This window comes from Acidovorax sp. LjRoot204 (genome assembly GCF_056175785.1).
The window spans coordinates 1-23594 of the sequence record NZ_JBGFFF010000046.1 but is presented as its reverse complement, the minus strand read 5'-3'; the positions used below and the strand labels follow the sequence as shown (position 1 = coordinate 23594).

General features: G+C 67.4%; 16 protein-coding genes. 8 read left to right on the top strand and 8 right to left on the bottom strand.

Annotated features, from left to right (window positions below; all coding sequences use genetic code 11):
• The first annotated feature begins 53 nt into the window (after positions 1–53).
• The 3 genes from AC04MI_RS10735 to AC04MI_RS10725 all read left to right on the top strand — a co-directional run bounded on the left by AC04MI_RS10735 (position 54) and on the right by AC04MI_RS10725 (position 4452).
• Positions 54–1280 (top strand): acyl-CoA dehydrogenase family protein, encoded by a 1227-nt coding sequence (locus tag AC04MI_RS10735; protein ID WP_056061937.1) that lies wholly within the window; start codon positions 54–56, stop codon positions 1278–1280.
• Positions 1281–1342: 62 nt separating this feature from the next.
• The gene (locus AC04MI_RS10730) at positions 1343–2335 is read left to right on the top strand and encodes a Bug family tripartite tricarboxylate transporter substrate binding protein (protein ID WP_436077904.1); all 993 of its coding nucleotides are present in this window, start codon (positions 1343–1345) and stop codon (positions 2333–2335) included.
• Positions 2336–2478: 143 nt separating this feature from the next.
• Entirely contained in the window at positions 2479–4452 is a 1974-nt protein-coding gene (locus tag AC04MI_RS10725; RefSeq protein WP_476497770.1) for an alkyl/aryl-sulfatase, read from the top strand.
• A 99-nt stretch (positions 4453–4551) separates the two neighbouring features.
• On the opposite strand, the gene AC04MI_RS10720 is transcribed toward AC04MI_RS10725, so the two are convergent.
• The 4 genes from AC04MI_RS10720 to AC04MI_RS10705 all read right to left on the bottom strand — a co-directional run bounded on the left by AC04MI_RS10720 (position 4552) and on the right by AC04MI_RS10705 (position 8933).
• On the bottom strand, positions 4552–6525 hold the full coding sequence (locus AC04MI_RS10720; protein ID WP_436075477.1) for a sensor domain-containing diguanylate cyclase: 1974 nt from the start codon (positions 6523–6525) through the stop codon (positions 4552–4554).
• A gap of 55 nt (positions 6526–6580) precedes the next feature.
• Positions 6581–7336, bottom strand: a complete 756-nt coding sequence (locus AC04MI_RS10715) for a sulfite exporter TauE/SafE family protein (RefSeq protein ID WP_056743307.1) — start codon at positions 7334–7336, stop codon at positions 6581–6583.
• Between the two features lie 183 nt (positions 7337–7519).
• Positions 7520–8149 carry a pyridoxamine 5'-phosphate oxidase family protein gene (locus AC04MI_RS10710; protein ID WP_476497773.1) on the bottom strand — a complete coding sequence of 210 codons (630 nt, stop codon included), beginning with the start codon at positions 8147–8149 and terminating at the stop codon, positions 7520–7522.
• A gap of 217 nt (positions 8150–8366) precedes the next feature.
• A complete protein-coding gene (locus AC04MI_RS10705) occupies positions 8367–8933 on the bottom strand; it encodes a carboxymuconolactone decarboxylase family protein (protein ID WP_436075478.1) in 567 nt (188 codons plus the stop codon).
• 131 nt (positions 8934–9064) lie between these two features.
• Here AC04MI_RS10705 and AC04MI_RS10700 point away from each other — a divergent pair, with 131 nt between their 5' ends.
• Positions 9065–9958 (top strand): AraC family transcriptional regulator, encoded by an 894-nt coding sequence (locus AC04MI_RS10700; protein ID WP_056061920.1) that lies wholly within the window; start codon positions 9065–9067, stop codon positions 9956–9958.
• A 164-nt stretch (positions 9959–10122) separates the two neighbouring features.
• Here AC04MI_RS10700 and AC04MI_RS10695 read toward each other — a convergent pair whose 3' ends face one another.
• The 3 genes from AC04MI_RS10695 to AC04MI_RS10685 all read right to left on the bottom strand — a co-directional run bounded on the left by AC04MI_RS10695 (position 10123) and on the right by AC04MI_RS10685 (position 14646).
• The gene (locus tag AC04MI_RS10695; RefSeq protein WP_099729825.1) at positions 10123–11769 is read right to left on the bottom strand and encodes an acyl-CoA synthetase; all 1647 of its coding nucleotides are present in this window, start codon (positions 11767–11769) and stop codon (positions 10123–10125) included.
• A 102-nt stretch (positions 11770–11871) separates the two neighbouring features.
• The gene (locus AC04MI_RS10690; RefSeq protein ID WP_476497769.1) at positions 11872–13539 is read right to left on the bottom strand and encodes a diguanylate cyclase domain-containing protein; all 1668 of its coding nucleotides are present in this window, start codon (positions 13537–13539) and stop codon (positions 11872–11874) included.
• A gap of 3 nt (positions 13540–13542) precedes the next feature.
• Positions 13543–14646, bottom strand: coding sequence for an ABC transporter substrate-binding protein (locus AC04MI_RS10685; protein ID WP_369816963.1), 1104 nt, complete (start codon positions 14644–14646; stop codon positions 13543–13545).
• A 58-nt stretch (positions 14647–14704) separates the two neighbouring features.
• Here AC04MI_RS10685 and dnaG point away from each other — a divergent pair, with 58 nt between their 5' ends.
• The 4 genes from dnaG to AC04MI_RS10665 all read left to right on the top strand — a co-directional run bounded on the left by dnaG (position 14705) and on the right by AC04MI_RS10665 (position 22423).
• Complete coding sequence (gene dnaG, locus AC04MI_RS10680; protein ID WP_436075483.1) at positions 14705–16762, top strand: DNA primase; 2058 nt, start codon at positions 14705–14707, stop codon at positions 16760–16762.
• 266 nt (positions 16763–17028) lie between these two features.
• A complete protein-coding gene (gene rpoD / locus AC04MI_RS10675) occupies positions 17029–19407 on the top strand; it encodes an RNA polymerase sigma factor RpoD (protein WP_476497768.1) in 2379 nt (792 codons plus the stop codon).
• 335 nt (positions 19408–19742) lie between these two features.
• The gene (locus AC04MI_RS10670) at positions 19743–20771 is read left to right on the top strand and encodes a Bug family tripartite tricarboxylate transporter substrate binding protein (RefSeq protein WP_436075484.1); all 1029 of its coding nucleotides are present in this window, start codon (positions 19743–19745) and stop codon (positions 20769–20771) included.
• Between the two features lie 77 nt (positions 20772–20848).
• On the top strand, positions 20849–22423 hold the full coding sequence (locus AC04MI_RS10665) for a methyl-accepting chemotaxis protein (protein WP_436077909.1): 1575 nt from the start codon (positions 20849–20851) through the stop codon (positions 22421–22423).
• Between the two features lie 203 nt (positions 22424–22626).
• Here the strand turns inward: AC04MI_RS10665 and AC04MI_RS10660 are convergent, their stop codons facing one another.
• The gene (locus AC04MI_RS10660; RefSeq protein ID WP_476497772.1) at positions 22627–23586 is read right to left on the bottom strand and encodes a tripartite tricarboxylate transporter substrate binding protein; all 960 of its coding nucleotides are present in this window, start codon (positions 23584–23586) and stop codon (positions 22627–22629) included.
• Positions 23587–23594: the final 8 nt, after the last annotated feature.

Here is a 23594-nt window from a genome sequence, read left to right as displayed (position 1 = left end):
CGCGCCAGTTTCCATCGGCAGCAGGTAGCAGCCAACCACAAGGAATACCGACCATGAACAACGACATCACATCCCCCCTCCCCGCGCCGCTGTTTCCCGGCATGCCTTTTGAGGGCTCGCCACAGGCGGCCGAGCTGATTGCGCGCATCAACGAGTTTCTGTATGGCGAGCTGGCCGCGCTGGCGCGCGAGCATGGCATCGACCACGAGCACGCGCCCGACAAGGCCTTGCTGCAGCAGGTGTGGAAGCGCTCGCACGCGCTGGGCTTTTACGGCATGACGCTGCCGCAGAAGATGGGCGGCCTGGGCCTGTCCACGCTGGACCATGTGCTGGTCAAGGAAGCTATCTACGCCAGCGGCTCGCCATTCGCTCCCCATGTGTTTGGCGAGCTCAGTGGCCCGCCACGCGTGGGCGCGCTGGCGCGCATGGCCACGCCGCACCAGATGCAGCAGTTCATCCTGCCGGTGGCCCGGGCCGAGATGGCCATCTGCTTCGCACTGACCGAGGCCGAGGCCGGATCGGACGCTGGCAACGTGCAGACGCGCGCCGTGCGCGATGGCGACGACTACGTCATCACGGGCGCCAAGCGCTTCATCTCGGGCTCGCCGTTTGCCGACTACGCGGTGCTGATGGCGTCCACCGCCACACACGACGACCCCGATCCGAAAAAGCGCGAGGTCACGGCCTTCTTTGTGGACCTGCATGCGCCCGGGGTGCGCGTGGAGTCGGGCTACAAGACCATGGCGGGGCAGACGAGCACGGGCAACATCGTGCTGGAGGGCACGCGCGTACCCGCCGCCAACCTGATCGGTGAGGCCGGGCGCGGCTTGGCGCTGGCGCTGGGCCGCATCAGCGTGAACCGGCTGCTGCACTGCCCCGCCATGCTGGGCCTGGCGCAGGTGGCCCTGCGCGATGCGCGCGACTACGCGCAGCAGCGCCACCAGTTCGGTCGCGCCATCGGGCAGTTCCAGGCCATCCAGCACATGCTGGCCGACATGGCGACCGACTGGGCCGCCGCACGCGGGCTGATGCTGGCCACGGCCCGCGCGATTGATGCGGGCGCCGAGCCACGCGCCGAATCGTCCATGGCCAAGCTGTTCTGCTCGGAGGCAGCCTTTCGCATCGCCGACCGCGCGGTGCAGATCCACGGCGGCGAGGGCATCGTGCAGGGCCGGCGCGTGGAGTTCCTGTTCCGCATGCTGCGCATGTACCGCGTGCTCACCGGCACGAGCGAGATCCAGCGGAACACCATCGCGAAAGAACTCATGGCATCCCCCTGAGCGGCTGCGCCGCCCACAGCGCGCCATAACAACCCTCACAGAAAATGACACGGAGACAAGACATGACCAATCAACCCATCCCCCACCTGCGCCGCCGCGTACTGCTCGCTGCAAGCCTGCTACCACTGCTGGCCAGTACATCCGCAATGGCCGCCGAGCCGTGGCCCGCGCGCCCCATCAAATGGGTGGTGCCCTACCTCGCCGGCACGGGCCCGGACACCACGGCCCGCATCGTGGCCGAGGCTGTGTCGAAGGAGCTGGGCCAGCCCGTGGTCATCGAAAACAAGGGCGGCGCAGGCGGCAATCTGGGTGCGCGCCAGGCGGCCAAGGCGGCGCCCGACGGCTACACATGGGTCTACGCCGGCTCGCCCATGGCGGCCAGCATGCGCATGTACAAACAACCGGGCTACGACGTCCTCAAGGACTTTCGCCATGTGATCGGACTCACCAGTTCGGACACGGTGGTCATCGTCCACGCGCAAAGCGACATCCGCAGCCTGGCGGACCTGCTGGCGCGCCTGCGTGCGCAGCCCGGCAAGCTGGACTACGCGTCGGGCGGTGTCGGCACGCCCTCGCACCTGGGGGTAGAGATGGTGCTCAGCGTCAGCCAGGCACAGGCCACGCATGTGCCGTACAAGGGCGCATCGGAAATCGTCAATGCGGTGCTGGGCCAGCAGGTGGCCTTTGGCGCACCCATCACCGCGGTGGCGTACTCGAACATCGTGGCTGGCAAGCTGCGCGCATTGGCCGTGACCGGGCCCGCGCGCAATCCCAAGCTGCCCAGTGTGCCCACGCTGGCCGAGGCGGGCCTGCCCGGGGTGGAGCTGACCTCGTGGGGCGGCGTCTCCGTGCCCACCGGCACGCCCGATGCCATCGTGAACCGCGTGCGCGCCGCGTTCGAAGCCGCCCTGCGCCAGCCCTCCGTGGTGACCGCGCTCGAAGAGCAAGGCGGCATGGTCAACCCGCAAGACGGCGAGACCTTCACACGGGCCTTCGGCAAGGAAATCGGCTTCACCGAGGCGATGATGAAACGCATCAGGCTGGAGCCGATGTGATGGCGCGAAGGGGTGAACGCGCCCACGTGCGCGGGCCCTACCCGTCCGTACCAGGCAACGCATTACTTCAATTTTGATAGCTGCCAGCGCATATAAATTGTGCGCTTGAGGCTTTTTTCATCTCAAAAAGGTTCCAAAACCCCATGCGAAACCTCCCAACGCTTGCGGTACTCGCCTTGCCACTCCTGCTGGGCCTGGCACCTGCAACCTTTGCGCAGGTGGCCGATGTCCGGCAGGACGCAACCGCCGCCACGCGTGCGCGCCAGGCCGCATCCCTGGGCACACTGGACGTGAACGCGCCCGCCAGCTTCGAGGACGCGCGCCGGGGCCTGATCGCCAGGCCCAGCGGCCAGGTGCGCAACGCACAGGGCCAGGTGGTGTGGGACTTTGATGCGCTGCAGTTTGCGCAGGGCGAGGCCCCCGCCACCGTGCACCCCAGCCTGTGGCGCCATGCACGCCTGAACCAGACGCCCGGCCTGTACCAGGTGCGTGAGGGCATCTGGCAGCTGCGTGGGTTCGACCTGGCCAACCTCACGCTCATCCAGGGCCGCACGGGCTGGATCGTGGTGGACCCGCTCACCACGCAGGAGACGGCGGCGGCCGCCCTCGCCTTCGCGCGCCAGCACCTGGGCGCGCAGCCGGTGTCGGGCCTGGTGTTCACGCACAGCCATGTGGACCACTTCGGCGGCGCATTGGGCGTGCTGACCGCGCAGGACGCCAAGGCACGCAGCGTGCCCGTCGTGGCGCCGATGGGCTTCATGGAGGAGGCGACCAGCGAGAACCTGCTACTCGGCCCCGCCATGTCGCGCCGCGCGGGCTTCATGTATGGCAGCCAGCTACCACGCGATGCGCGCGGCGTGGTGGACAACGGCCTGGGCATGGCCGTGGCGGTCGGGCGCATTGGCATCCTGCCGCCCACCGTGCTCATCGACCAGCCCACGCAGGCGCTCGACATTGATGGCGTGCGCTTCGTGTTCCACAACGTGCCAGGCTCCGAAGCACCGGCCGAGATGGTGTTCGAGCTGCCCGACCTGCGCGCGTTCGGTGCGGCAGAACTGGTCTCGCAGACACTGCACAACCTCTACACCCTGCGCGGCGCCAAGGTGCGCGACGCGCTGGCGTGGTCGCGCTACATCGACAGCGCCCTTGCGCACGCACGCCGTGCAGATGTGGTCTTCCTGCAGCACGGCTGGCCCGTGTGGGGCCGCGAGCGCATCGACACCTTCTTGACCACGCAGCGCGACACCTACCGCTACCTGCACGACCAGACGGTGCGCCTGCTCAACGCCGGGCTGACACCCGGCGAGATCGCCGAGGCCGTGCAACTGCCCTCCACGCTGGCGGCGCAGTGGGCATCGCGCGGGTACTACGGCACCGTCAAACACAACGTGCGCGCGGTGGCGCAGTTCTACCTGGGCTGGTTCGACGCGCACCCGGCCACGCTCGACCCGCTGCCGCCTGTGGAGGCCGCGCGCCGCTACGTGGCCCTGGCAGGCGGCGCCGACGCTGCGGTGGCCGCAGCGCGCCAGGCCTTTGACGCGGGCGACTACCGCTGGGCGGCCGAGCTGCTGCGCCATGTGCTGCTGGCGGACAGCAACAACGCAGCGGCCAAAGACCTGATGGCGCGCAGCTTTGAGCAGATGGGCTACGCCGCTGAATCCGCGCCCTGGCGCAACTTCTACCTGACCGGCGCGCAGGAACTGCGGCATGGCACTGCACAGCGCAACGCTTCAGGCCCACGCGCTGCGGTGGCCGACATGCTCATGCAGACCCCCATCCCGCAGTTCCTCGATGCAATGGCCGCCTCACTCAACGGCCCGCGTGCCGACGGCGTGCGCCTGGCCGTGGCACTGCGCTTTACCGACGCCGAAGAAAACCATGGTCTGTGGATTGAGAACGCGGTGCTGCACCACCGCCCGGGCACACCACCCTGGCCCGCCGACGCCACGCTGCTGCTCACCAAACCCTCCTTCCTGCGCCTGATGAACGGCCAGGCCACACCGCAGGWGCTGGCCGCCTCTGGCGCGCTGCGCATGGAAGGCGATGCGCAGGCCCTGCGGCAGCTGATGGGCATGCTGGACAAGCCGGTGCGTGACTTTCCGATCATGACGCGGTGATTTGAATGAAACAGGCCGCTAGCGCTTATAGATAATTCGCTCAATGCTCCCAAATGAGGAGCACAACACCAGAGCCATCCATCGATGRCTGGCTCCTCGTCAGCCCGGTGGACCTGCAACACCGCCATCGGCCAGCGGGCTCAGTGCGGTGTCGATGCTGAAGCGATTTTTGCCCGCCTGCTTGGCCGCATACATCGCAGCATCGGCCTGGGCGAGCAGCGCATCGGCATCGGTGCCATGGCGCGGGTAGAGCGCCGCGCCCACGCTGGCCGAGATGTGGGCAACAGCCCCCTCCAGCACAAAAGGCTGCTCCATCGCAGACAGCACCTTGCCCGCCACGACCTCGCAGTGGTCTGCCCGCTCGATGGTGGCCAGCACGATGCCGAACTCGTCGCCGCCCAGGCGCGCCACGGTGTCTTCGGCGCGCACGCAGTCTTCCAGCCGCCGAGCCACCTGCTGCAGCAGCAGGTCGCCCGCTGCATGGCCCCACTGGTCGTTGACGGACTTGAACCCGTCCAGGTCCACATAGAGCACTGCGGCGTGCCGCCCGTGGCGCCGGGCCGTTTCGAGCACACGCGCCAATCGGTCGTGGAACATCACGCGGTTGGACAGGCCCGTGAGCGCATCGTGCAGCACATCGTGCGACAGGCGCATCTCCAGCTCCTTGCGCGCGCTGATGTCCTGCGTCACCACCACCAGAAAGTCCGGGTGACCCTGGGCGTCCTTGACGAGGCCCAGCGCTTCGTACACCCACAACAGGCCGCCGTCCTTGCGCCGGTAGGCCTTTTCCATCTCGGGGGAGAACACGGGCGAGTGCGCCACCAGGCGCCGCGCCAGAAAGCGGCGCAGGGCTTCACGCTCGCCCTCGTCGCTCAGCGCAAACAGGTCGCGCTGGCGCAGCTCCTCCAGCGAATAGCCCAGCATGCGGCAGAACTTGTCGTTGGCACGCAGGATGCGGCCTTCGGGCGTGATGTGGGCGATGCCGGTGGCCGCCTGGTGGAAGGTGGCGCGGAACAAGCCTTCGCTGGACGCCAGTGCATCGGCCACGGCCCGCTGGCGTGCCAGCACCACAATGAGCAGCGCGCCAAAACACAGCAGCGCCACACTGGCCCCCGCGGCCAGGGCGAGGTAGTCAACGCGCCGCTGCATCACCGGCGCCAGCACCTCGTCGGAGGTCGCCCCCACCGTCACCATCAACGGGTAGCCCGCCATACTGCGGTAGCTGAGGATGCGCGGCACACCGTCCACCGCGCCGTTCTCATCGATCAGTTCGCCTTCAGGGTCTTGCGCGCGAAGCTGAAACCAGGGCAGGCCCCGCGCATCGCCACCGAAGCTGATCTTGCCCCCGGCCTTGCGGCCGCGCACCACGCCGTCCAGCCCTGTCAGCTCCAGCAGCCCCTGTGCGCCCAGGTCGGCCTGGCGGTAAAAGTCGGTGAAGTTCGTCGGGTCCACCGACATCACCACCACGCCACCAAAGCGACCGCCCTCGCTCATGATGCGCAGCGCCATCGGAATGCGCCACTGCCCCGACACACGGCCCAGTACAGGCTCGCTCACAAACAGGTCGTCGCGATCGCTGGCACGCAGCGCCTTGAAAAAGGCGCGATCGCTGTAGTTGACGGCCCCGGTCTCCTGGCTGCTGCTGACGATGTCGCCCTGCTCGTTCACCACGCTGATGATGGTGAACATGGGCTCGCGGATCACCCCCCGCTCCACCCAGTCGCGCAGGTCAATGTCGGTGCCCTGCTGCAGGTACTGCTCGCGCACAAAGGCGGCGACCTGCTCGGCCGCCTTGAGGGTGCGGAACACCTGCTGCTCGAAGGCGATGGCCAGGTTGGCATTGGACTGCATGGCGGAGGCAACGGCCTGCTCGCGCTCGAACGCCACACGCTGCAGCGTGACCAGCCACAAGCCCGCCACGGCAACGATGCAGCCCAGCGCAATCGCCAGGCTCAGCGGCGTGACAAGGCGATAGCGGCGACGCGGGGCCCCGGCCTCAAGACGGTCGTCCGCGTCCGGTGGCCGCGTGGTGTCATCTTTTTGCTCCATGCCCCTCGAAATGTAGCGGGGCATGTGCAGCAAGTCGACAACAGGATGGCCACCAGCCGCGGCCCACGCAAATGGAACCCTACGCGAGCCGCGCCAGCACCTTGGGCAGGCTGGCCACCAGCATCGCCACGCCCGACAGGGTCAACATGCCCAGCACGATCTGCCGGAACCGCGCGTCGCTGATACCGTGGTACAGCCGCGCTCCCAGCAGCACGGGCACCAGCATGGCGGGCACCACAATGGCCAGCAGCGGCAGCGCCTCGCGGGTGACCAGACCGGTGGCCAGGTAGGTGATGAAGGTCACCAGCAGCATGGCCAGGTTGAAGTTCTGGATGATGGCGCGCTGCACGTCCTTGTCCAGACCGCGCAAGGTGCACCACAGGGTGGGCAGCACGCCGGTGAAGCCGCCCAGGCCGCCCATCACGCCGCCCGCCATGCCCACCAGCGCGTCGGCCACGCGCCCGCCGCGCGTGATGCGGGGCAACTGCTTGGCCATCAGCATCGCCGGGCACCACAGCACCAGCAGCGTGCCCAGAATGACCTTGAACGCGTCCATGTCCAGCCGGGGCAATACGGCCACGCCAATGGGGATGCCCACCAGGCCACCCAGCACAAAGGGCAGCAGGCGCACCCGGTCAAACCCCCGGCGCACCGTGGCCGCCGCCACCAGCTGGCCGGTGAGCGCGCCGCACACCGCCAGCAGCGCGGCCAGGCGGGGCTCCAGCGTCCAGGCCCAGAACGACATGGCGACCATGCCAAAACCAAAACCCGACAGCCCCTGCACAAACCCGGCGGCCACTGCGCCCAGGGCCACGATCAACAGCACGGAATCCATGTCTCCCCCTCACTTGGTGTGAACGTGCGCATGAGTAGGCTTCACGCCCCACGGAGCTCCACGCTCCTCACGCATCTGCGCGTTCGGCCGGAGAGTCCATGAAGCGCAAGCCCTGCGCGCCCAGCCGCCATTGTGTGCGCTGGCAGCAGGGGCAACGCTGTGGCGACGGATCGCGGTGCCGGTTCAATACAGGGTGGCCTGCTGGCGCGCTGGCAGTTCGCGGTCGTAGGCAGCGCCGTCAAATGCGCCCTGTGTGATGGACGCCAGGATGGCGCCCGGGGTGGGCACGGGGCGCGGGGTGCCGGGCGGCACGGCATGCCACAGGCGCGAGCGCTGGATGGCGCGTGCGCACTGGAAGTACACCGCCTGCACATCCACCACGATCACACACTTTGGCGGCTGGCCGTTGACCACGAAACGCGCCAGCAGGTCGGGCGCGACGCTGATGCGCGCGYTGCCGTTGACGCGCAGCGTCTCGCCCACGCCGGGRATGAGGAACAGCAGCGCCACGCGCGGGTCGGCCACGATGTTGCGCAGGCTGTCGGCGCGGTTGTTGCCACGGCGCTCGGGCAGCARCAGGGTCTTGTCGTCCAGCAGTTGCACAAAGCCGGCGGGGTCGCCGCGCGGCGAGGCATCCAGCCCGCCGGGGCCGGTGGTGGCCAGCACGGCAAAGGGCGACGCCGCGATCATGGCGCGGTAGGCGGGGTGCACATACGGCAGCTCTTTGTGGACGGAGGCATCGCTCAGCGTGCCCAGCAGGGCCTCCAGGCGTGGCAGGGTGTCGATGGCGTGCTCGTCGCGGGCGGGTGTCATGGGGGCGGCTTCCTTCGGGTGGGTGGGCAAGGGAGCGGCCATGGTGCAGCAGGCCTGCAGCGCTGACAAACGACTTTGCAGCCGGTCATGCGTGCAAAAAATGCACGCATGGGTTTTGCGAAGGACTGCCTGCGATGGCTTCGCCACAGGACCGCGCCAGCAGCAACAGAAGCGGCGCGCACCCAGCCCACCGGCCAGACGCGCGCCGCCCCCTCGTTCAGCGCGCCGGGCGCAGCTTGACGCCAGGGAAGTCCACCGGCACGGCCAGCGCCACGTTCACATAGTTGGTGAACAGGTTGAGCGCCACATGCGCCACGATCTCGACGATCTGCTCGTCGTTCACGCCCTGGTCGCGCAGGGCCTGCACATCGGCCGCATCGACCTGGCCGCGTTCGTTGACCAGTTGCAGCACAAAGCGCAGCATGGCGGCCGTGCGCGGGTCGGCCGATTCGCCCGCCTGCGCGGCGGCCAGGGCCTCGCCACTCACGCCGGCCTTGCGGCCCAGTGCGGTGTGGGCGGCCAGGCAGTAGTCGCAGGCATTGCGGTTGGCCACGGCCACGGCGATCTGCTCGCCCAAAGCTGCGCCGATCACGCCGCCGCCCAAGGCGCCAAACGCACCCCACATGCTCTGCAGCGCAGCGGGCGAGTTGGCAACGGCGCGGAACATGTTGGGCGTGGCGCCAAAGGCTCCGTGGACCTGGTCGAGCACGGCGCGCACAGTGCCGGTGGCGGCGGTGCGGTCGACGAGAGGGACGCGGGCGACAGAAGGAGAAGTAGCGGACATGGTGTGTTCCTTGAAGGTCATGAAGGGTTGGTGAGAACTTGTGCCTGTTCTCGGCACCCCTGCAGTGTCCGGCGCCAGCGTGTACCATTGGGCACATAAAATCCACAATTCATACCCAATCATCCAAAACCATGCCACCAAGCGTTCCTACACCCGCGCAGGCCTCCACCCCGCTCGACCGGTTGTCGCCGCTGCTGGAGCGGTTTCGGGTGCGGGCGCACCTGTTCCACAACGGGCCGCTGTGCGGCGTGACGCACTTTGCGGCGGCGCCGGGCCGGGGCTTTTTGCATGTGCTGCGCCGGGGCGAGATGGTGGTCACGCACCAGCCCCAAGCGGGCCCGCCCGAGCGGCTTCAGGTGTGCGAGCCCAGCCTGCTGTTCTATGCCCGACCGCTGGAGCACTTCTTTCACAACGCGCCCACCGAGGGCTCGGACTTCACCTGCGCCGCGCTGGACTTTGACGGCGGCGCAAGCCACCCGCTGGCCCGCGCCCTGCCGCCGCTGGTGGTGCTGCCGCTGGGCGCGGTGGACGGGCTGCAGCAGTCGCTGGACCTGCTGTTTGCCGAAACCGACCGCCTGCGCTGCGGCCACCGCGTGCTGGCCGACCGCCTGTTTGAAGTAGTGCTGCTGCAGTTGCTGCGCTGGCTGCTGGACCACCCGCAGCAAGCACAGATGCCCCCCGGCCTGCTGACGGGCCTGGCCGACCCGCAACTGTCGCGCACGCTCACGGCCCTGCACGAGGCACCCGGCGAGCCGTGGAGCCTGGCGCAGATGGCCCAGCAGGCGGGCATGTCGCGCAGCGCGTTTGCCGCCCGCTTCAAGGCCGTGGTGGGGGACACGCCAGCCGACTACCTGGCGCACTGGCGGCTCACGCTGGCGCAGGCGCATTTGCGTGCAGGCCGGTCGCTCAAGTCCATCGCCCATGAACTGGGCTACGCCAACCCCTCGGCGCTGTCGCGCGTGTTTGCGCAAAAGCTGGGGATGTCAGCGCGGGACTGGCGGGAGGCGGTGGACGAAGGGCGTTGACACCCAGCCCGGGCAGCGCCGCAGGGGCACCCAGGAGCCCCTGGCCCCGGTTTTCAAGCCAAAAGCGGCGGATGCGCTAGTGGAATATGCACCAGCAGCTATTAATTACATAGCAAATAGCCACCCACCGCGCGCGCCCCCTCCACGAGGCGCRTCACGCCTTCTCAGACGTTGATGGCCGCTGCCGACCCGGCCTGCTTGCGCAGCTCGAACTTCTGGATCTTGCCGGTGCTGGTCTTGGGCAGCTCGCCAAACACCACGGCGCGTGGCACCTTGAAGCCCGCCAGGTGCTTCTTGCAGTGCGCCACGATGTCTTCGGGCGTGGTCTGGGCACCGGCCTTCAGCTCGACAAACGCGCAGGGCGTCTCGCCCCACTTGGGGTCGGGCTTGGCCACCACGGCAGCGGCCAGCACGTCGGGGTGGCGGTAGAGCACGTCTTCGACCTCGATGGACGAGATGTTCTCGCCACCCGAGATGATGATGTCCTTGCTGCGGTCCTTGATCTTGATGTAGCCGTCGGGGTACTGCACGGCCAGATCGCCGCTGTGGAACCAGCCGCCCGCAAAGGCCTCGTCGGTGGCCTTGGGGTTCTTGAGGTAGCCCTTCATGGCGATGTTGCCCTTGAACATGATCTCGCCCATGGTTTCGCCGTCCTGCGGCACGGGCAGCATGGTCTCGGGGTCGAGCACGCGCACGTCGCGCTCCAGGTGATAGCGCACGCCCTGGCGGGCGTTGAGGCGGGCGCGCTCGCCGATGTCCAGGGCATCCCAGGCCTCGTGTTTGGCGCACACGGTGGCCGGGCCGTACACCTCGGTCAGGCCGTACACATGGGTCAGATCAAACCCCATTTTTTCCATGCCTTCGATCATCGACGCCGGGGGCGCCGCGCCTGCCACCATGGCCTTGACGCCGGATGGCACGCCCGCCTTCATCGCCTCGGGCGCGTTGACCAGCAGCCCGTGCACGATGGGCGCGCCGCAGTAGTGCGTGACGCCGTGCATGCGAATAGCGTCGAAGATGGCCTGCGCGTCCACGCGGCGCAGGCACACGTTGACACCCGCACGCGCCGCAATGGTCCACGGAAAGCACCAGCCGTTGCAGTGGAACATGGGCAAGGTCCACAGGTACACCGCATGCTTGGGCATGTCCCACTCCAGCACGTTGCTGATGGCGTTGGTGGCGGCGCCCCGGTGGTGGTAGACCACGCCCTTGGGGTTGCCAGTGGTGCCGCTGGTGTAGTTGAGCGCAATCGCATCCCACTCGTCGGCAGGCAGGCTCCAGGCAAAGGTGGCGTCGCCACTGGCCACAAAGGCCTCGTACTCGATGCCTCCCAGGTTGTGCACGGCGGGGCCGTAGAGCGCGTCCTGCACCTCGATCACGCGGATGGGCGTGGTGCCCGTGCGCAGGGCCAGCGCCTTGGCCATGGTGCCGGTGAATTCCGGGTCCACGATCACGGCCTTGGCCTCGCCGTGGTCGAGCATGAAGGCGATGGCTTCCGGGTCCAGCCGGGTGTTGAGGGTGTTGAGCACCGCGCCCGCCATGGGCACGCCGAAGTGCGCCTCCACCATCTGCGGCGTGTTGGGCAGCATCACGGCCACGGTGTCGTTCTTGCCGATGCCGGCCTGGGTCAGCGCGCTGGCCAGCTGTCGGCAGCGCGCGTAGGTCTGGGCCCAGGTCTGGCGCAGCGCCCCGTGCACGATGGCCAGGCGGTCGGGGTAGACCTCGGCCGTGCGTTCGATGAACGACAGGGGCGACAGGGCGGCAAAGTTGGCTTCGTTGCGGGGCAGGTGCTGGTCAAAGATGGAGGTCATGGGTCGGTGCAAGAAGGTGAACTACACACAGCCTAGCGCCGCAGGCTGACACGAAAGCAACACGGGCCGGCGCAGGCGCGGTGTGGACTGCGGTGCGCAGCCTCACAACCTTCGCTTGTGGCTCTGCTTGATGCGGTACATGGCCGCGTCGGCGCTGGCCATGAGTGTGCGCGCATCCTGCGCGTCGCGGGGGAACAGGCTCAGGCCGATGCTGGCGCGCACGGCCAGGGGCTCGCCTTCGATGTCCAGCGGTGGCTCGAACGCGTGCTGCAGCTTGGTCACGATCTGCAGCGCGGCCTCTTCGGAATCCACGTTTTCGCACAGCACCGTGAACTCGTCCCCGGCGAGCCGGGCCACGGTGTCCACCTGGCGCACAGCGCCGACGATGGTGCGGGCCACGGCCTGCAGCACCAGGTCGCCCACGGCATGCCCGCGCGTGTCGTTGATGGCCTTGAAGTCGTCCAGGTCCACGAACAGCAGGGCACAGCTGCGGCCGCTGCGGCGCGACAGCTCCAGCACCTGGGCCAGGCGCTGCTCGAACATGCGGCGGTTGGGCAGGCCGGTGAGTGCGTCGTGGTGCGCCAGGTGGGCCATGGCGTCACGGCTCAGGTTCAGCTCGGCCAGCTGGCGGCTGATCTGCTGCTCCATGTCCTGGAAGCTGCGGGCCAGCTCGCCCACCTCGTCGCCCCGGTGCACCGGCAGCGCGCCGTGGGCCTCCCCGCGTGAAAACGCCTGCGCCGCCTTCACCATGGCCTGCAGCGGCTGAGTCACCAGGCGCGATACCCCGGCCGCCAGGGCCACACCCACCACGCTGAGCACCAGCAGGATCTTGAGGATGCTGCGCCCCAGGTCCAGCACCTCGCCCTGCACCACGGCCAGCGGCTGCGAGAGCCCCACGACCATGAAACRCCCCTCGTCCGCATTGCCAAAGGGCATGCGCACAAAGGCAAAGACACGCGCCTCCTCGTCGTCGGTGCCGGACTGGCTGAGTACCGCCTCTTCGGCACGGCCATCGACGAGCGCGGCCACCTGCGGGAACGACTCCTGGATCAGGATGCGCTGGCCCCGGTCAAAGCCGAAGGTCTGCGCGGCGTCCGGGTGCACCAGAAAGTCACCCCAACGGTTGCTCAGATAAAACCCGTAAGGGGTCGGCAGCGCCGCATTGAAGTTGTGCAGGAACGGCGCGGCCGCCACCCGCACCACCACCACGCCCCGCAGCTGGCCCCCCTGCACCACAGGCGACGCCATGTTGAACACGGGCACGGCCGCCTCCTGCGCGGCGTCTTCATGGTTGATGCCGAACTCGGACACATACACCTCCCCATCGGGCAGGCTGAGGGCCTCGAACACAAACGGAAAGTGCGACTTCTCCTGCAGCTGGTCATCGGGCACGCGCACCAGCTTGTCGCCCTGGCGATCGATGCGCACCAGCTCCAGCCCGTAGTCGCTGGCGCTGATGAAGCGGATCTGCAAATAGGCGGGATGGGCCTGCAGGTTGGCCTTGAACAGGTCGGCCAGCCGTCCCTGGTCTTGTTCGACGGCAGCGGCGTCGGCCAGAAAGGCTGTGTCGCGCGCCACCGTGCCAAAGCCCGCCTGCATGTGGCGCGCCAGCACCTGCGTGGTGGCCAGCAGCGAGCGCTCGGCCCGCCCCTGCAGGCGTTCGCGGCTCGAGTCAAAGGTGTAGTAGCCCGCCAGAATGGCCGCGAACACACTGAACGAGGCCAGCAGGGCCCCCAGCCTCAGCGCGATGCTCCATTTCACGCGTGCCATCGGTCAGAACCGGTTGGGTCGGTCGCCCGACACGATGCGTTGCCAGAGGCGGGCGCGCAGGGCTTCGTCTTCCACCGGCTCCAGCCACACGATGGGGCCCATGGTCCCCCCGGGCACATCGCCCGCCAGCGCTGGTGGCTCGTCCAGGGTGTTGGCCAGCCCTTGGCGCCGCGTGAACTCGCGGCTCACGGCCGGGTCGAGCATGTAGTTGATCCACTCGGCAGCCAGCGCGACCTGGGTGGAGCGGCGGGTGATGGCCCAGCAATCCAGCCAGGCGAGCGCGCCCTCCTTGGGCACCACGTAGCCCACATCCAGCCCCGCATCGCGCAGCTGCTTGAGCTGCTGCTGGCCGTAGTTGGCGTGCATTACCGCCACCTTGTGCTTGCGAAACAGCTCCACCGACTCCTCGGGCAGGCTGTAGAACGACCGCACATTGCGCCGCAGGGCCACCAGGTCCTTGGCCAGCGGGCTGAAACGGGCGGGGTCGATGCGAAACGGCGGCAGGCCCCGGCGCATGGCGGCCAGCGAAAAACCGTGGCTGCTGCCGTCAAACGCCAGCACCTTGCCCTGCCAGCGTGGGTCCCACAGCACGGCGATCGACTGCGGTGGCGTGCTGAACTGCTGGCGGTCGTACACCAGCCCCATCTCGGAGTAGGTGAAGGGCATGGCATAGACCTCGCCCCGCCAGCCAATGCCCGAGATGGTGTGCAGCTGGCGAAACCGGGGCAGCTGCCCGGCAGTGTTGCGGATGTTGCCGAGCGGCAACGGCGCGAGCTTGTCATGGAGGATCAGCCGCGCAATTTCCGCCGTGTTGGCAGCCACCAGGTCAAAACCCGGCCCGTCGGTGCTGTCCATCTTGGCGCGCAAGACGTCGTCCGATGCCACGATGGTGATCTCCACCTTGACCCCATGGCGCTTCTCGAACACCGCGACAAAGTCCGGGTCGGCATAACCCGGCCAGGCCAGCACCCTGAGGACCGTCGCGGCCTGCGAGGCCCCCGGCAGCCATGCGAGCCCCGCCAGCGCGAACAGCAGCACGGGCAGGCTGGCGCGCCACCCGTGCAGCGCCCTACCCGCCAACGCCCGCCCACATGCCGCGAACCCCATGCCAAAAGCCTTTCCAGCAATAACTGGTTACAAAGAGTTTACGCGGACAATAGGGCGCGTGACGATCCCTCAGTCTTTCATTCAGGAACTGCTCACCCGTGTGGACGTGGTGGACATCGTGGGGCGCTACGTCCAGCTGAAAAAAGGTGGCGCCAATTTCATGGGGCTGTGCCCCTTTCACGGAGAGAAGTCGCCCTCTTTCAGCGTCAGCCCCGCCAAGCAGTTCTATCACTGCTTTGGCTGCGGCAAGAACGGCAATGCCATCAGCTTTCTGATGGACCACGCGGGCATGGGGTTTGTCGAGGCCGTCCAGGACCTGGCCCAGAGCGTGGGCCTGCAGGTGCCCGATGACGACATCTCCCCGCAGGAAAAGGAACGCGCCGCCGCCGCGCGACAGAAACAAGCCACGCTGAACGAGGTGCTGGAGAAAGCCGCCGACGCCTACCGCCGCCACCTGCGCGAGTCGCAGCGCGCCATCGGGTACTTCAAGGGCCGGGGTGTCTCGGGCGCGGTGGCCAAGCGCTACGGCCTGGGCTACGCGCCCGAAGGCTGGCGCAGCCTGGCCAGCGTGTTCCCAACCTACGACGACCCGCTGCTGGAGGAAAGCGGCCTGGTCATCGTCAACGACGAAGACGGTGGCAAGCGCTATGACCGGTTTCGCGACCGGGTGATGTTCCCCATCCGCAACGTCAAGGGCGAGTACATCGGCTTTGGTGGCCGGGTGCTGGGGGACGACAAGCCCAAGTACCTCAACTCCCCCGAAACCCCGGTGTTCCATAAGGGGCGCGAGCTGTACGGGCTGTTCGAGGCCCGCACGCCCATCCGGGAGGCAGGCTACGCGCTGGTCACCGAGGGCTATATGGACGTGGTGGCCCTGGCGCAGCTGGGTTTTCCGAACGCGGTGGCCACACTGGGCACGGCGTGCACGCCAGAGCATGTGCAAAAGCTGCTGCGGTTTACCGACGCGGTGGTGTTCAGCTTTGACGGCGACAACGCCGGGCGGCGCGCCGCGCGCAAGGCCCTGGACGGCGCCCTGCCCCACGCTACCGACACGCGCAGCATCAAGTTTCTGTTCCTGCCCGCAGAGCACGACCCGGACAGCTTCATCCGCGACCATGGCACCGACGCCTTTGCGCGCCACGTGAGCGACGCCATGCCGCTGAGCCGCTTCCTGGTCGAATCGGCCAGCGAGGGCTGCGACCTGGCCACCGCCGAAGGCCGCGCCCACATGGCCAGTAATGCACGCCCGCTGTGGACGGCGCTGCCCGACGGCGTGCTCAAGCGCCAGCTGCTGGGCGAGCTGGCCGAGCTGACCCAGCTCAATGCCCGCGACCTGTCCGACCTGTGGGGCCAGGCCGCCGCCCGCGACGGCCTGCGCGCTGCACACCATGCCCCCCCGCAGCGCCACCCGCCCCGTACCGCCCCTGATGACGCCCCCAGTTGGGATGCCCCGCCCGACACCGATGGCTGGCAACCCCACAGCGAGTCGACAGGCACGGCCTACGACCCGGGGTACGGCAGTTACGGCAACCAGGGAGGCTACGGAGGCCAAAATGGCTATGGCAGCGGCGGCAAGCCCCCGTTCCGCAAGGGAGGCGACTGGAAAAGCGGCGGAGGCTGGAAAAAGCGCGACAAGGACGCTCCCTGGCCGCCCCAGCCCCGTTTGCCCCGCACGCCGGCCATGGGCCGGGCGGACCACGCGGCGCGGCTGCTGCTGTCGCACATGGCGTTTCTGGAAGAGCTGACGCACGACGACCACACCACACTGGCGGCCCAGCCTGCGCCCCATGGGCCACTGTTTGCGTGGCTGGAGGCGCAGTTCCACGAACATGGCCCCCTGGCCTGGGCCGTGCTGCGCGAAAGCCTGCGCGATCACGAGTGCGAAGAGCTGGCCGTCAAGGTGATGACCGGCTCGCATGCGCAGACCGAGGGCGAACTGCACGAATTGCGGCTGGAGCTGCGCGACCTGCTCACCCGCATGCAGATCGAAGACATCAAGGAGCAGCAAAAAGTGCTGGTGCTGCAGGTGGCACAAGACCCCTCGGCCCTGGAGCGTTACCGGGCGCTGTCCGAAAAGCGCAAGGAACTGGAGCAAATAGCGCCAAAAACCACTTGAATCGAGTGCGGGCGGTATAATATAAGGTTAGTTATTGGCAAGAGCGACAGCAGCACCTCCGAGCCGGGCCACCGTGACAAACGCGCACCTATGCGCTGATGGGCCCACTTATCGCAAGGACTGCACACCAAATGATCGCCCAGACATCTTGCCGCTGAGGGCTCCCCCTCAAGCGCAAAGCCCTCGTTGCTTTGCGTTGCCACCCGCGCCGGGATCTGAGGCGCTTGCGTTTTCTTTGTGTCCGTTTTTGATTCTGAGGTTGCTCCATGCCCGCTCAAAAGTCCGCGAAGTCGCCCAAGTCTGCCTCAGGCACCGCCGCAAAGGCTGTCTCCAAAACCGCGGCCAAAGCGCCGGCCAAGGCGGCCCCCAAAAAGGCCGCTGCCGCCGCGCCCGCCCCGGTCGCCAAGAAAGTGAAAACTGTGCCCGTGAAAAGTACCGCCGAGCTGATCAAAGCTGCCGATGAGTTGCTGAAGAAGAAACCTGCCCGCGCCAAGGCCGTCGCCGCAGCCGCCGACGACGAAGAAGCGCCCAAGAAAAAGCCTGGCCGCCCCGCCAAGGCTGCTGGTGCCGCCGAAGCCAAAGCCCCCGCCAAGCGCGGCCGCAAGCCCAAGGCAGCCGCCGGTGGCGATGAGAGCGTGGACGATACCGACCTGTCGGACATCGAAGCCGACCTCGAAGGCGAGATCGAAGAGACCCCCGAGGCAGCCGCCACGGTCGAGAAGGTCAAGCCCCTGCGCATGAAGATCAGCAAGGCCAAGGAACGCGCCTTGATGAAGGAATTCGGCCTGGACGAAACCGTCCTGTCCGAAGAGGACATGCAAAAGCGCCGCCAGCGCCTGAAGGCCCTGATCAAGCTGGGCAAGACCCGCGGCTACCTCACGCACGTTGAAATCAACGACCACTTGCCCGACAAGCTGGTCGATGCCGAAACCCTCGAAGCCGTCATCACCACCCTGAACGACCTGGGCGTGGCGGTGTACGAGCAGACGCCCGATGCCGAAGCGCTGATCATCACGGACAACGCTCCCGCTGGCGCCACCGAGGAAGAAGCCGAAGAAGCCGCCGAAGCCGCGCTGTCCACCGTGGACTCGGAATTCGGCCGCACCACCGACCCCGTGCGCATGTACATGCGCGAAATGGGCACCGTGGAGCTGCTGACCCGCGAAGGCGAAATCGAAATCGCCAAGCGCATCGAAGGCGGCCTGATGGCCATGATGGAGGCGATCAGCGCATCGCCCGCCACCATCGCCGAGATCCTCAACMTGGGCGAGGAGATCCGCGAAGGCAAGGTCGTCATCTCGACCATCGTGGACGGCTTCTCCAACCCCAACGAGGCCGACGACTATGTGGCCGAAGAAGACTTCGACGAATTCGACGAGGCCGATGACGACGACGGCAAGGGAGGCTCCAAGGCGCTCACCAAGAAGCTGGAAGAACTCAAGAAGCAGGCACTGGAGCGCTTCGACAAGCTGCGTGAGCTGTTCGAAAAAGTGCACAAGGTCTACGACAAGGAAGGCTACGGCACGCCCGCCTATGTCAAAGCGCAAGCCGCTTTATCGGCCGAGCTGATGACCATCCGCTTCACCGCCAAGACCATCGAGAAGCTGTGCGACATGGTGCGCGGCCAGGTGGACGACGTGCGCAAGAAGGAACGCGAGCTGCGCCGCATCATCGTGGACAAGTGCGGCATGCCCCAGGAGACCTTCATCAAGGACTTCCCGCCCAATCTGCTGAACCTGCAGTGGGTCGAGAAGCAGGCCACCGCCGGCAAGCCCTGGTCGGCCGTGATCGCGCGCAATATCCCACCCATCCAGGACCTGCAGCAAAAGCTGATCGACCTGCAGTCGCGCGTGGTCGTGCCGTTGGCCGAGCTCAAAGGCATCAACAAGCGCATGAACGARGGYGAAKCSWCCTCGCGCGATGCCAAGAAGGAAATGATCGAGGCCAACCTGCGCCTTGTGATCTCCATYGCCAAGAAGTACACCAACCGTGGCCTGCAATTCCTCGACTTGATCCAGGAAGGCAACATCGGCCTGATGAAGGCGGTGGACAAGTTCGAATACCGCCGSGGCTACAAGTTCTCGACSTACGCCACSTGGTGGATYCGCCAGGCCATCACSCGCTCGATCGCCGACCAGGCGCGCACCATCCGTATCCCGGTGCACATGATCGAGACGATCAACAAGATGAACCGCATCAGCCGCCAGCACTTGCAAGAGTTTGGTTTCGAGCCCGATGCGTCCATCCTGGCGGCCAAGATGGAGATCCCCGAGGACAAGATCCGCAAGATCATGAAGATCGCCAAGGAGCCGATCTCCATGGAAACGCCGATCGGCGACGACGACGACAGCCACCTGGGCGACTTCATCGAGGACGGTGCCAACACCGCGCCTATCGARGCCGCSATGCAGGCMGGCCTGCGCGACGTGGTCAAGGACATCCTSGACRGCCTCACGCCGCGCGAAGCCAAGGTGCTGCGCATGCGCTTCGGTATCGAGATGACCAGCGACCACACGCTGGAAGAAGTGGGCAAGCAGTTCGACGTGACCCGCGAGCGCATTCGCCAAATAGAAGCCAAGGCGCTGCGCAAGCTCAAACACCCCAGCCGCTCTGACAAGCTGCGCAGCTTCATCGACTCGCTGTAAGCCTCGCGACCCAGCCTTTACTGGCTCCAACGCCCTGCCCCGCACCTGCGGCGCAGGGCGTTTTTCATGGTGCGCTGATCGGCGCACCGCTCTGCACGGGGCCATAAACCCCGCGTTTACCCTGATGCCAGCGACAGCAGACTGACAGCTTGGCTGGCGACCATTGCGCGCAGCCCAGGTGGTGTGCAGGTCCCTTCCCTGTGCATGCCGCCACCGGCTGACTGCGTTGCTTCGGCGTGGCAACGCGCAAGCAACCCAGTCAGGGCGCTCCCGCAGCGGCCTGAGATCTGGTTCCCGACGCCCTTCCTGCCTTCCCTCTTGTCAAAGGACTTTCCATGTCTGCAGCCATCGACCGCCGCCGTGCCCTTGCCCAATCCGTTGCGACCGCCCTGGCCTGGACTGCGCTCGGCCCCTCCGCCTGGGCGCAGAGCGCTGCGACAGCAGCCCGTCCTGCCCCTGCAGCCGCCAAGCCGGCCAAGCTGGCGGGCACCGTGCGCATCGTGATCCCTGCCAATGCCGGTGGCGGCTGGGACCAGACAGGCCGAGCCCTCGGAGCAGCCATGGTCGCAGCCGGCGCTGCGGACCAGGTGGAATACGAAAACATCGGCGGCAAGGGCGGCACCATCGGCCTGGCCAAATACGCCGAAAAGTACAGCAACGACCCCAACACGCTGCTGATGGGTGGCATGGTGATGGTGGGCGCAGTTGCGCTGCAAAAGCCTGCAGTGGACATGACACAGATCCAGCCCCTGGCGCGGCTCACCAGCGACTACCTGGTGGCCGCTGTGGCCGCCAACTCGCCCATCAAGACCACCAAGGACCTCGCCGATGCGCTGCGTGCCGACCTCAAGGCCGTGCCGATTGCCGGCGGTTCAGCCGGTGGTGTGGACCACATCTACGCAGGCGTGCTGGCCCGCGCCGCCAAGGCCAACCCGGAGGGGCTGGTCTACAAACCCTTCCCTGGCGGTGCCGAGGTGGTCGAGGCCGTGCTGTCGGGCAACGCGGCCCTGGGTTTGTCGGGCTACAGCGAGTTCAACGATGCGATTGCCAGCGGCAAGCTGCGCGCGGTGGGCGTGTCGTCGCGCCGCAGCGTCTTTGGTCTGCCTTCGTTCCGCGAACAAGGGCTGGACGCCGTGATGGCGAACTGGCGGGGCGTGTTCACCGGCAAGGGCGTGCCCGCCGCGCGCGCGGCGGAGATGCTGGCTGCTGTCGAGGCCGCCACCCACCACGATTCCTGGCTGCGCACGCTCAAACAGAACCGGTGGGAACCCTCTTGGCTCACCGGCAAGGATTTGGCAGAGTTCATGGAACTGGACCTCACGACCGCCCGCGTGATGGTGTACCTGCTCAAGCTGAAGGCCTGAGAAGGTCTGAACACCCCCGCCGCAAGCGCCTCTGTGCACCAGCCGACCGGCCTGCTGCAGAACCTTTGGAGCCTCTGATGAAAATGTCCAACTACTCCATCGGCGCACGCATGGCCACGGCCCTGGGCCTGGTGCTGGCCCTGCTGCTGGGGGCCGCGCTGTTCGGCATTGCGGCTCTGTACCAAACGCTCGGCACCTACGACACCACGGTGCAACAGCGCGTGGCGCAGGAGCGCGCCGTGAGCCGTATGGAAAGCGAGTTCAAGACCCAGGTGCTGGAGTGGAAGAACACCCTGCTGCGTGGCGAGGACTCGCGCAAGCGCGAGTTGCACTGGAACGCCTTCCAGGCCAGTGAAAAACGGGTGGCCGATGCGGCCAAGGCGCTGGAGCCCCAGCTGACCGACGTGCAGGAAAAGGCGGCGCTGCAAAAGTTCACCCAGGCCCACGCCCAGATGGCGCAGGGCTACCGCAAGGGCTTTGAGGTGTTCCAGTCGCTGGGCTTTGTGCCCTCGGCGGGCGATGCGGACGTGGCCGACATCGACCAGGGCCCCGCCAAGCTGCTCACCGAGCTGAGCCAGCAGGTGGCCGCCAGCAGCGCGGCCATCGCCCAGGAGGCTGCGCAGGACGCCCGGCGCGCACTGTTGAGCAGCCTGGTGGCACTTGCACTGGTCACGGCGCTGGGCGGCTGCGCGGGCTGGCTGCTCACCCGCTCGGTGGTGCGCCCCCTGGGGGTGGCGGTGTCGGTGGCGCACAAGGTGGCGGCGGGCGATCTCACCACCCGCATCGAGGTGGAGGGCAAGGATGAACCCGCGCGCCTGCTGGAGGCCTTGCGCGCCATGCAGGACAACCTGGAAAACGTGGTCTCTGGCGTGCGCAGCAATGCCGAGGGCGTGGCCAGCGCCAGCGCTGAAATCGCTCAGGGCAACGCCGACCTGAGCCATCGCACCGAAGAGCAGGCCTCGTCGCTGGACGAGACCACCTCGTCCATGCAGCAGCTGCAGTCCACCGTGCAGCAGAACGCCTCCAACGCCCAGCGCGCGAACGAGCTGGCGCGCAACGGCGCCACTGTGGCGCAGCGGGGGGGTGACGTGGTCACGCAGATGGTGGAGGTGGTCCAGGGCATCCAGGACAGCTCGCGCCGCATTGCCGACATCATTGGCGTCATCGACGGCATCGCATTCCAGACCAACATCCTCGCGCTCAATGCCGCCGTCGAGGCCGCGCGCGCCGGTGAACAGGGCCGGGGCTTTGCCGTGGTGGCCAGCGAGGTGCGCAACCTCGCCACCCGCAGCGCCAGCGCCGCACGCGAGATCAAGCAGCTCATCCAGACCAGCGTGGAGCGCGTGCAGGCCGGCTCGGACCTGGCGCGCAATGCAGGCACCACCATGGCCGAGGTGGTGTCGTCCATCCAGGGTGTGAGCGCGCTGATGGAAGAGATCAGCCAGGCCAGCGCCGCGCAGACCAGCGACATGCTGCGCGTGACGCAGGCCATCGTGCGCATGGACGAGGCGACACAGCAGAACGCCGCCCTGGTCGAAGAAAGCGCCGCTGCCGCAGGCAGCCTGAGCGGGCAAGCGCAGCAACTGGTGGAGGCCGTGGAGGTGTTCCGCCTGCGCAACGCCCACCCCGCGCTCCCCGCGCCGCGCGCCTGACGGGGGTTGCCGCAAGGCAATTGCACATCACACCGCCCCCCCGATGGCACCACAGCCCTGCGGGCGCAGGGCCACGGCGGCCATGCAAATGCTATCAATATAATAGCTACTAAGGCATATTGCACTATCGCAAGCGCCCGAAAACCCTCAAAACCTGCCTGATGCTGCGCGAAAACACGCTGCAGGCAGCCCCCTGCGCTGCGTCAGTCGATCTTCACGTTCGCGTTCTTCACCACCTGCGCCATGCGCGCTGCTTCGCTGCGGAAGAAGGCGGCGGCCGGCTCGGGCGGCGTGAGCTTGATCTCGTAGCCCTGCGCAATCAGCGCGTCACGCGCCTCGGGGATCTCCATGGCGGCCTTGAAGCCGTTGTACAGCCGCGCCAGCTCAGCCTTGGGCAGGCCCGCAGGCGCCACGGGGGCGATCCACCCGTCCAGCTCATAGCCTGGCAGGCCTTGTTCGGCAATGGTGGGCACGCCCGGCAGTGCCGCCACGCGGGTGGCCGTGGTCACCCCCAGGGCCCGCAAGGCGCCTGCCTTGATGTGCGCAGCCGCCGGTGCCACTGCCACCACCCCCAGCTGCACCTGCCCGCCCAGGATGTCGTTCATCAGCGGGCCCATGCCCCGGTAGGGGATGTGCTTGATGTCGAGCTTGGCCTGGTCCACGAACATGGCCGCACCCAGGTGCAGGATGGTGCCGTTGCCCGACGAGCCGTAGTTGAGCACGCCGGGTTTGGACTTGGCCAGCGCGATCAGCTCCTGCACCGTCTTGGCGGGCACCGCAGGGTGCGCGACCAGCACAAACGGCGTGGCGCCCAGGATGGTGATGGGGGTGATGTCGGCCAGCGAGTCGAACGGAATGTTCTTGTACACGCTGGGGTTGACCACGTGGTTGTTGGACACCACGCCGATCACCGAGCCGTCCTTGGGCGCACGCACGATCTGCGTGGTGCCGGTGATGCCGCCCGCGCCCGGAAGGTTCTCGATGACGATGGGCTGGCCCAGCGCCTTGGCCAGGCTGGTGCTGATGGCGCGGATGGCGCCGTCTGCCCCCGAGCCCGCCGACAGCGGCAGGATCACGCGCAGCGGCTTGCCGTCGCCCTGGGCACGCGCCATGCGGGGCAGGCCCCAGGCGGCGGCGCCCAGCGCGGCCGCGCCGGTGGCCAGGGCCTGGC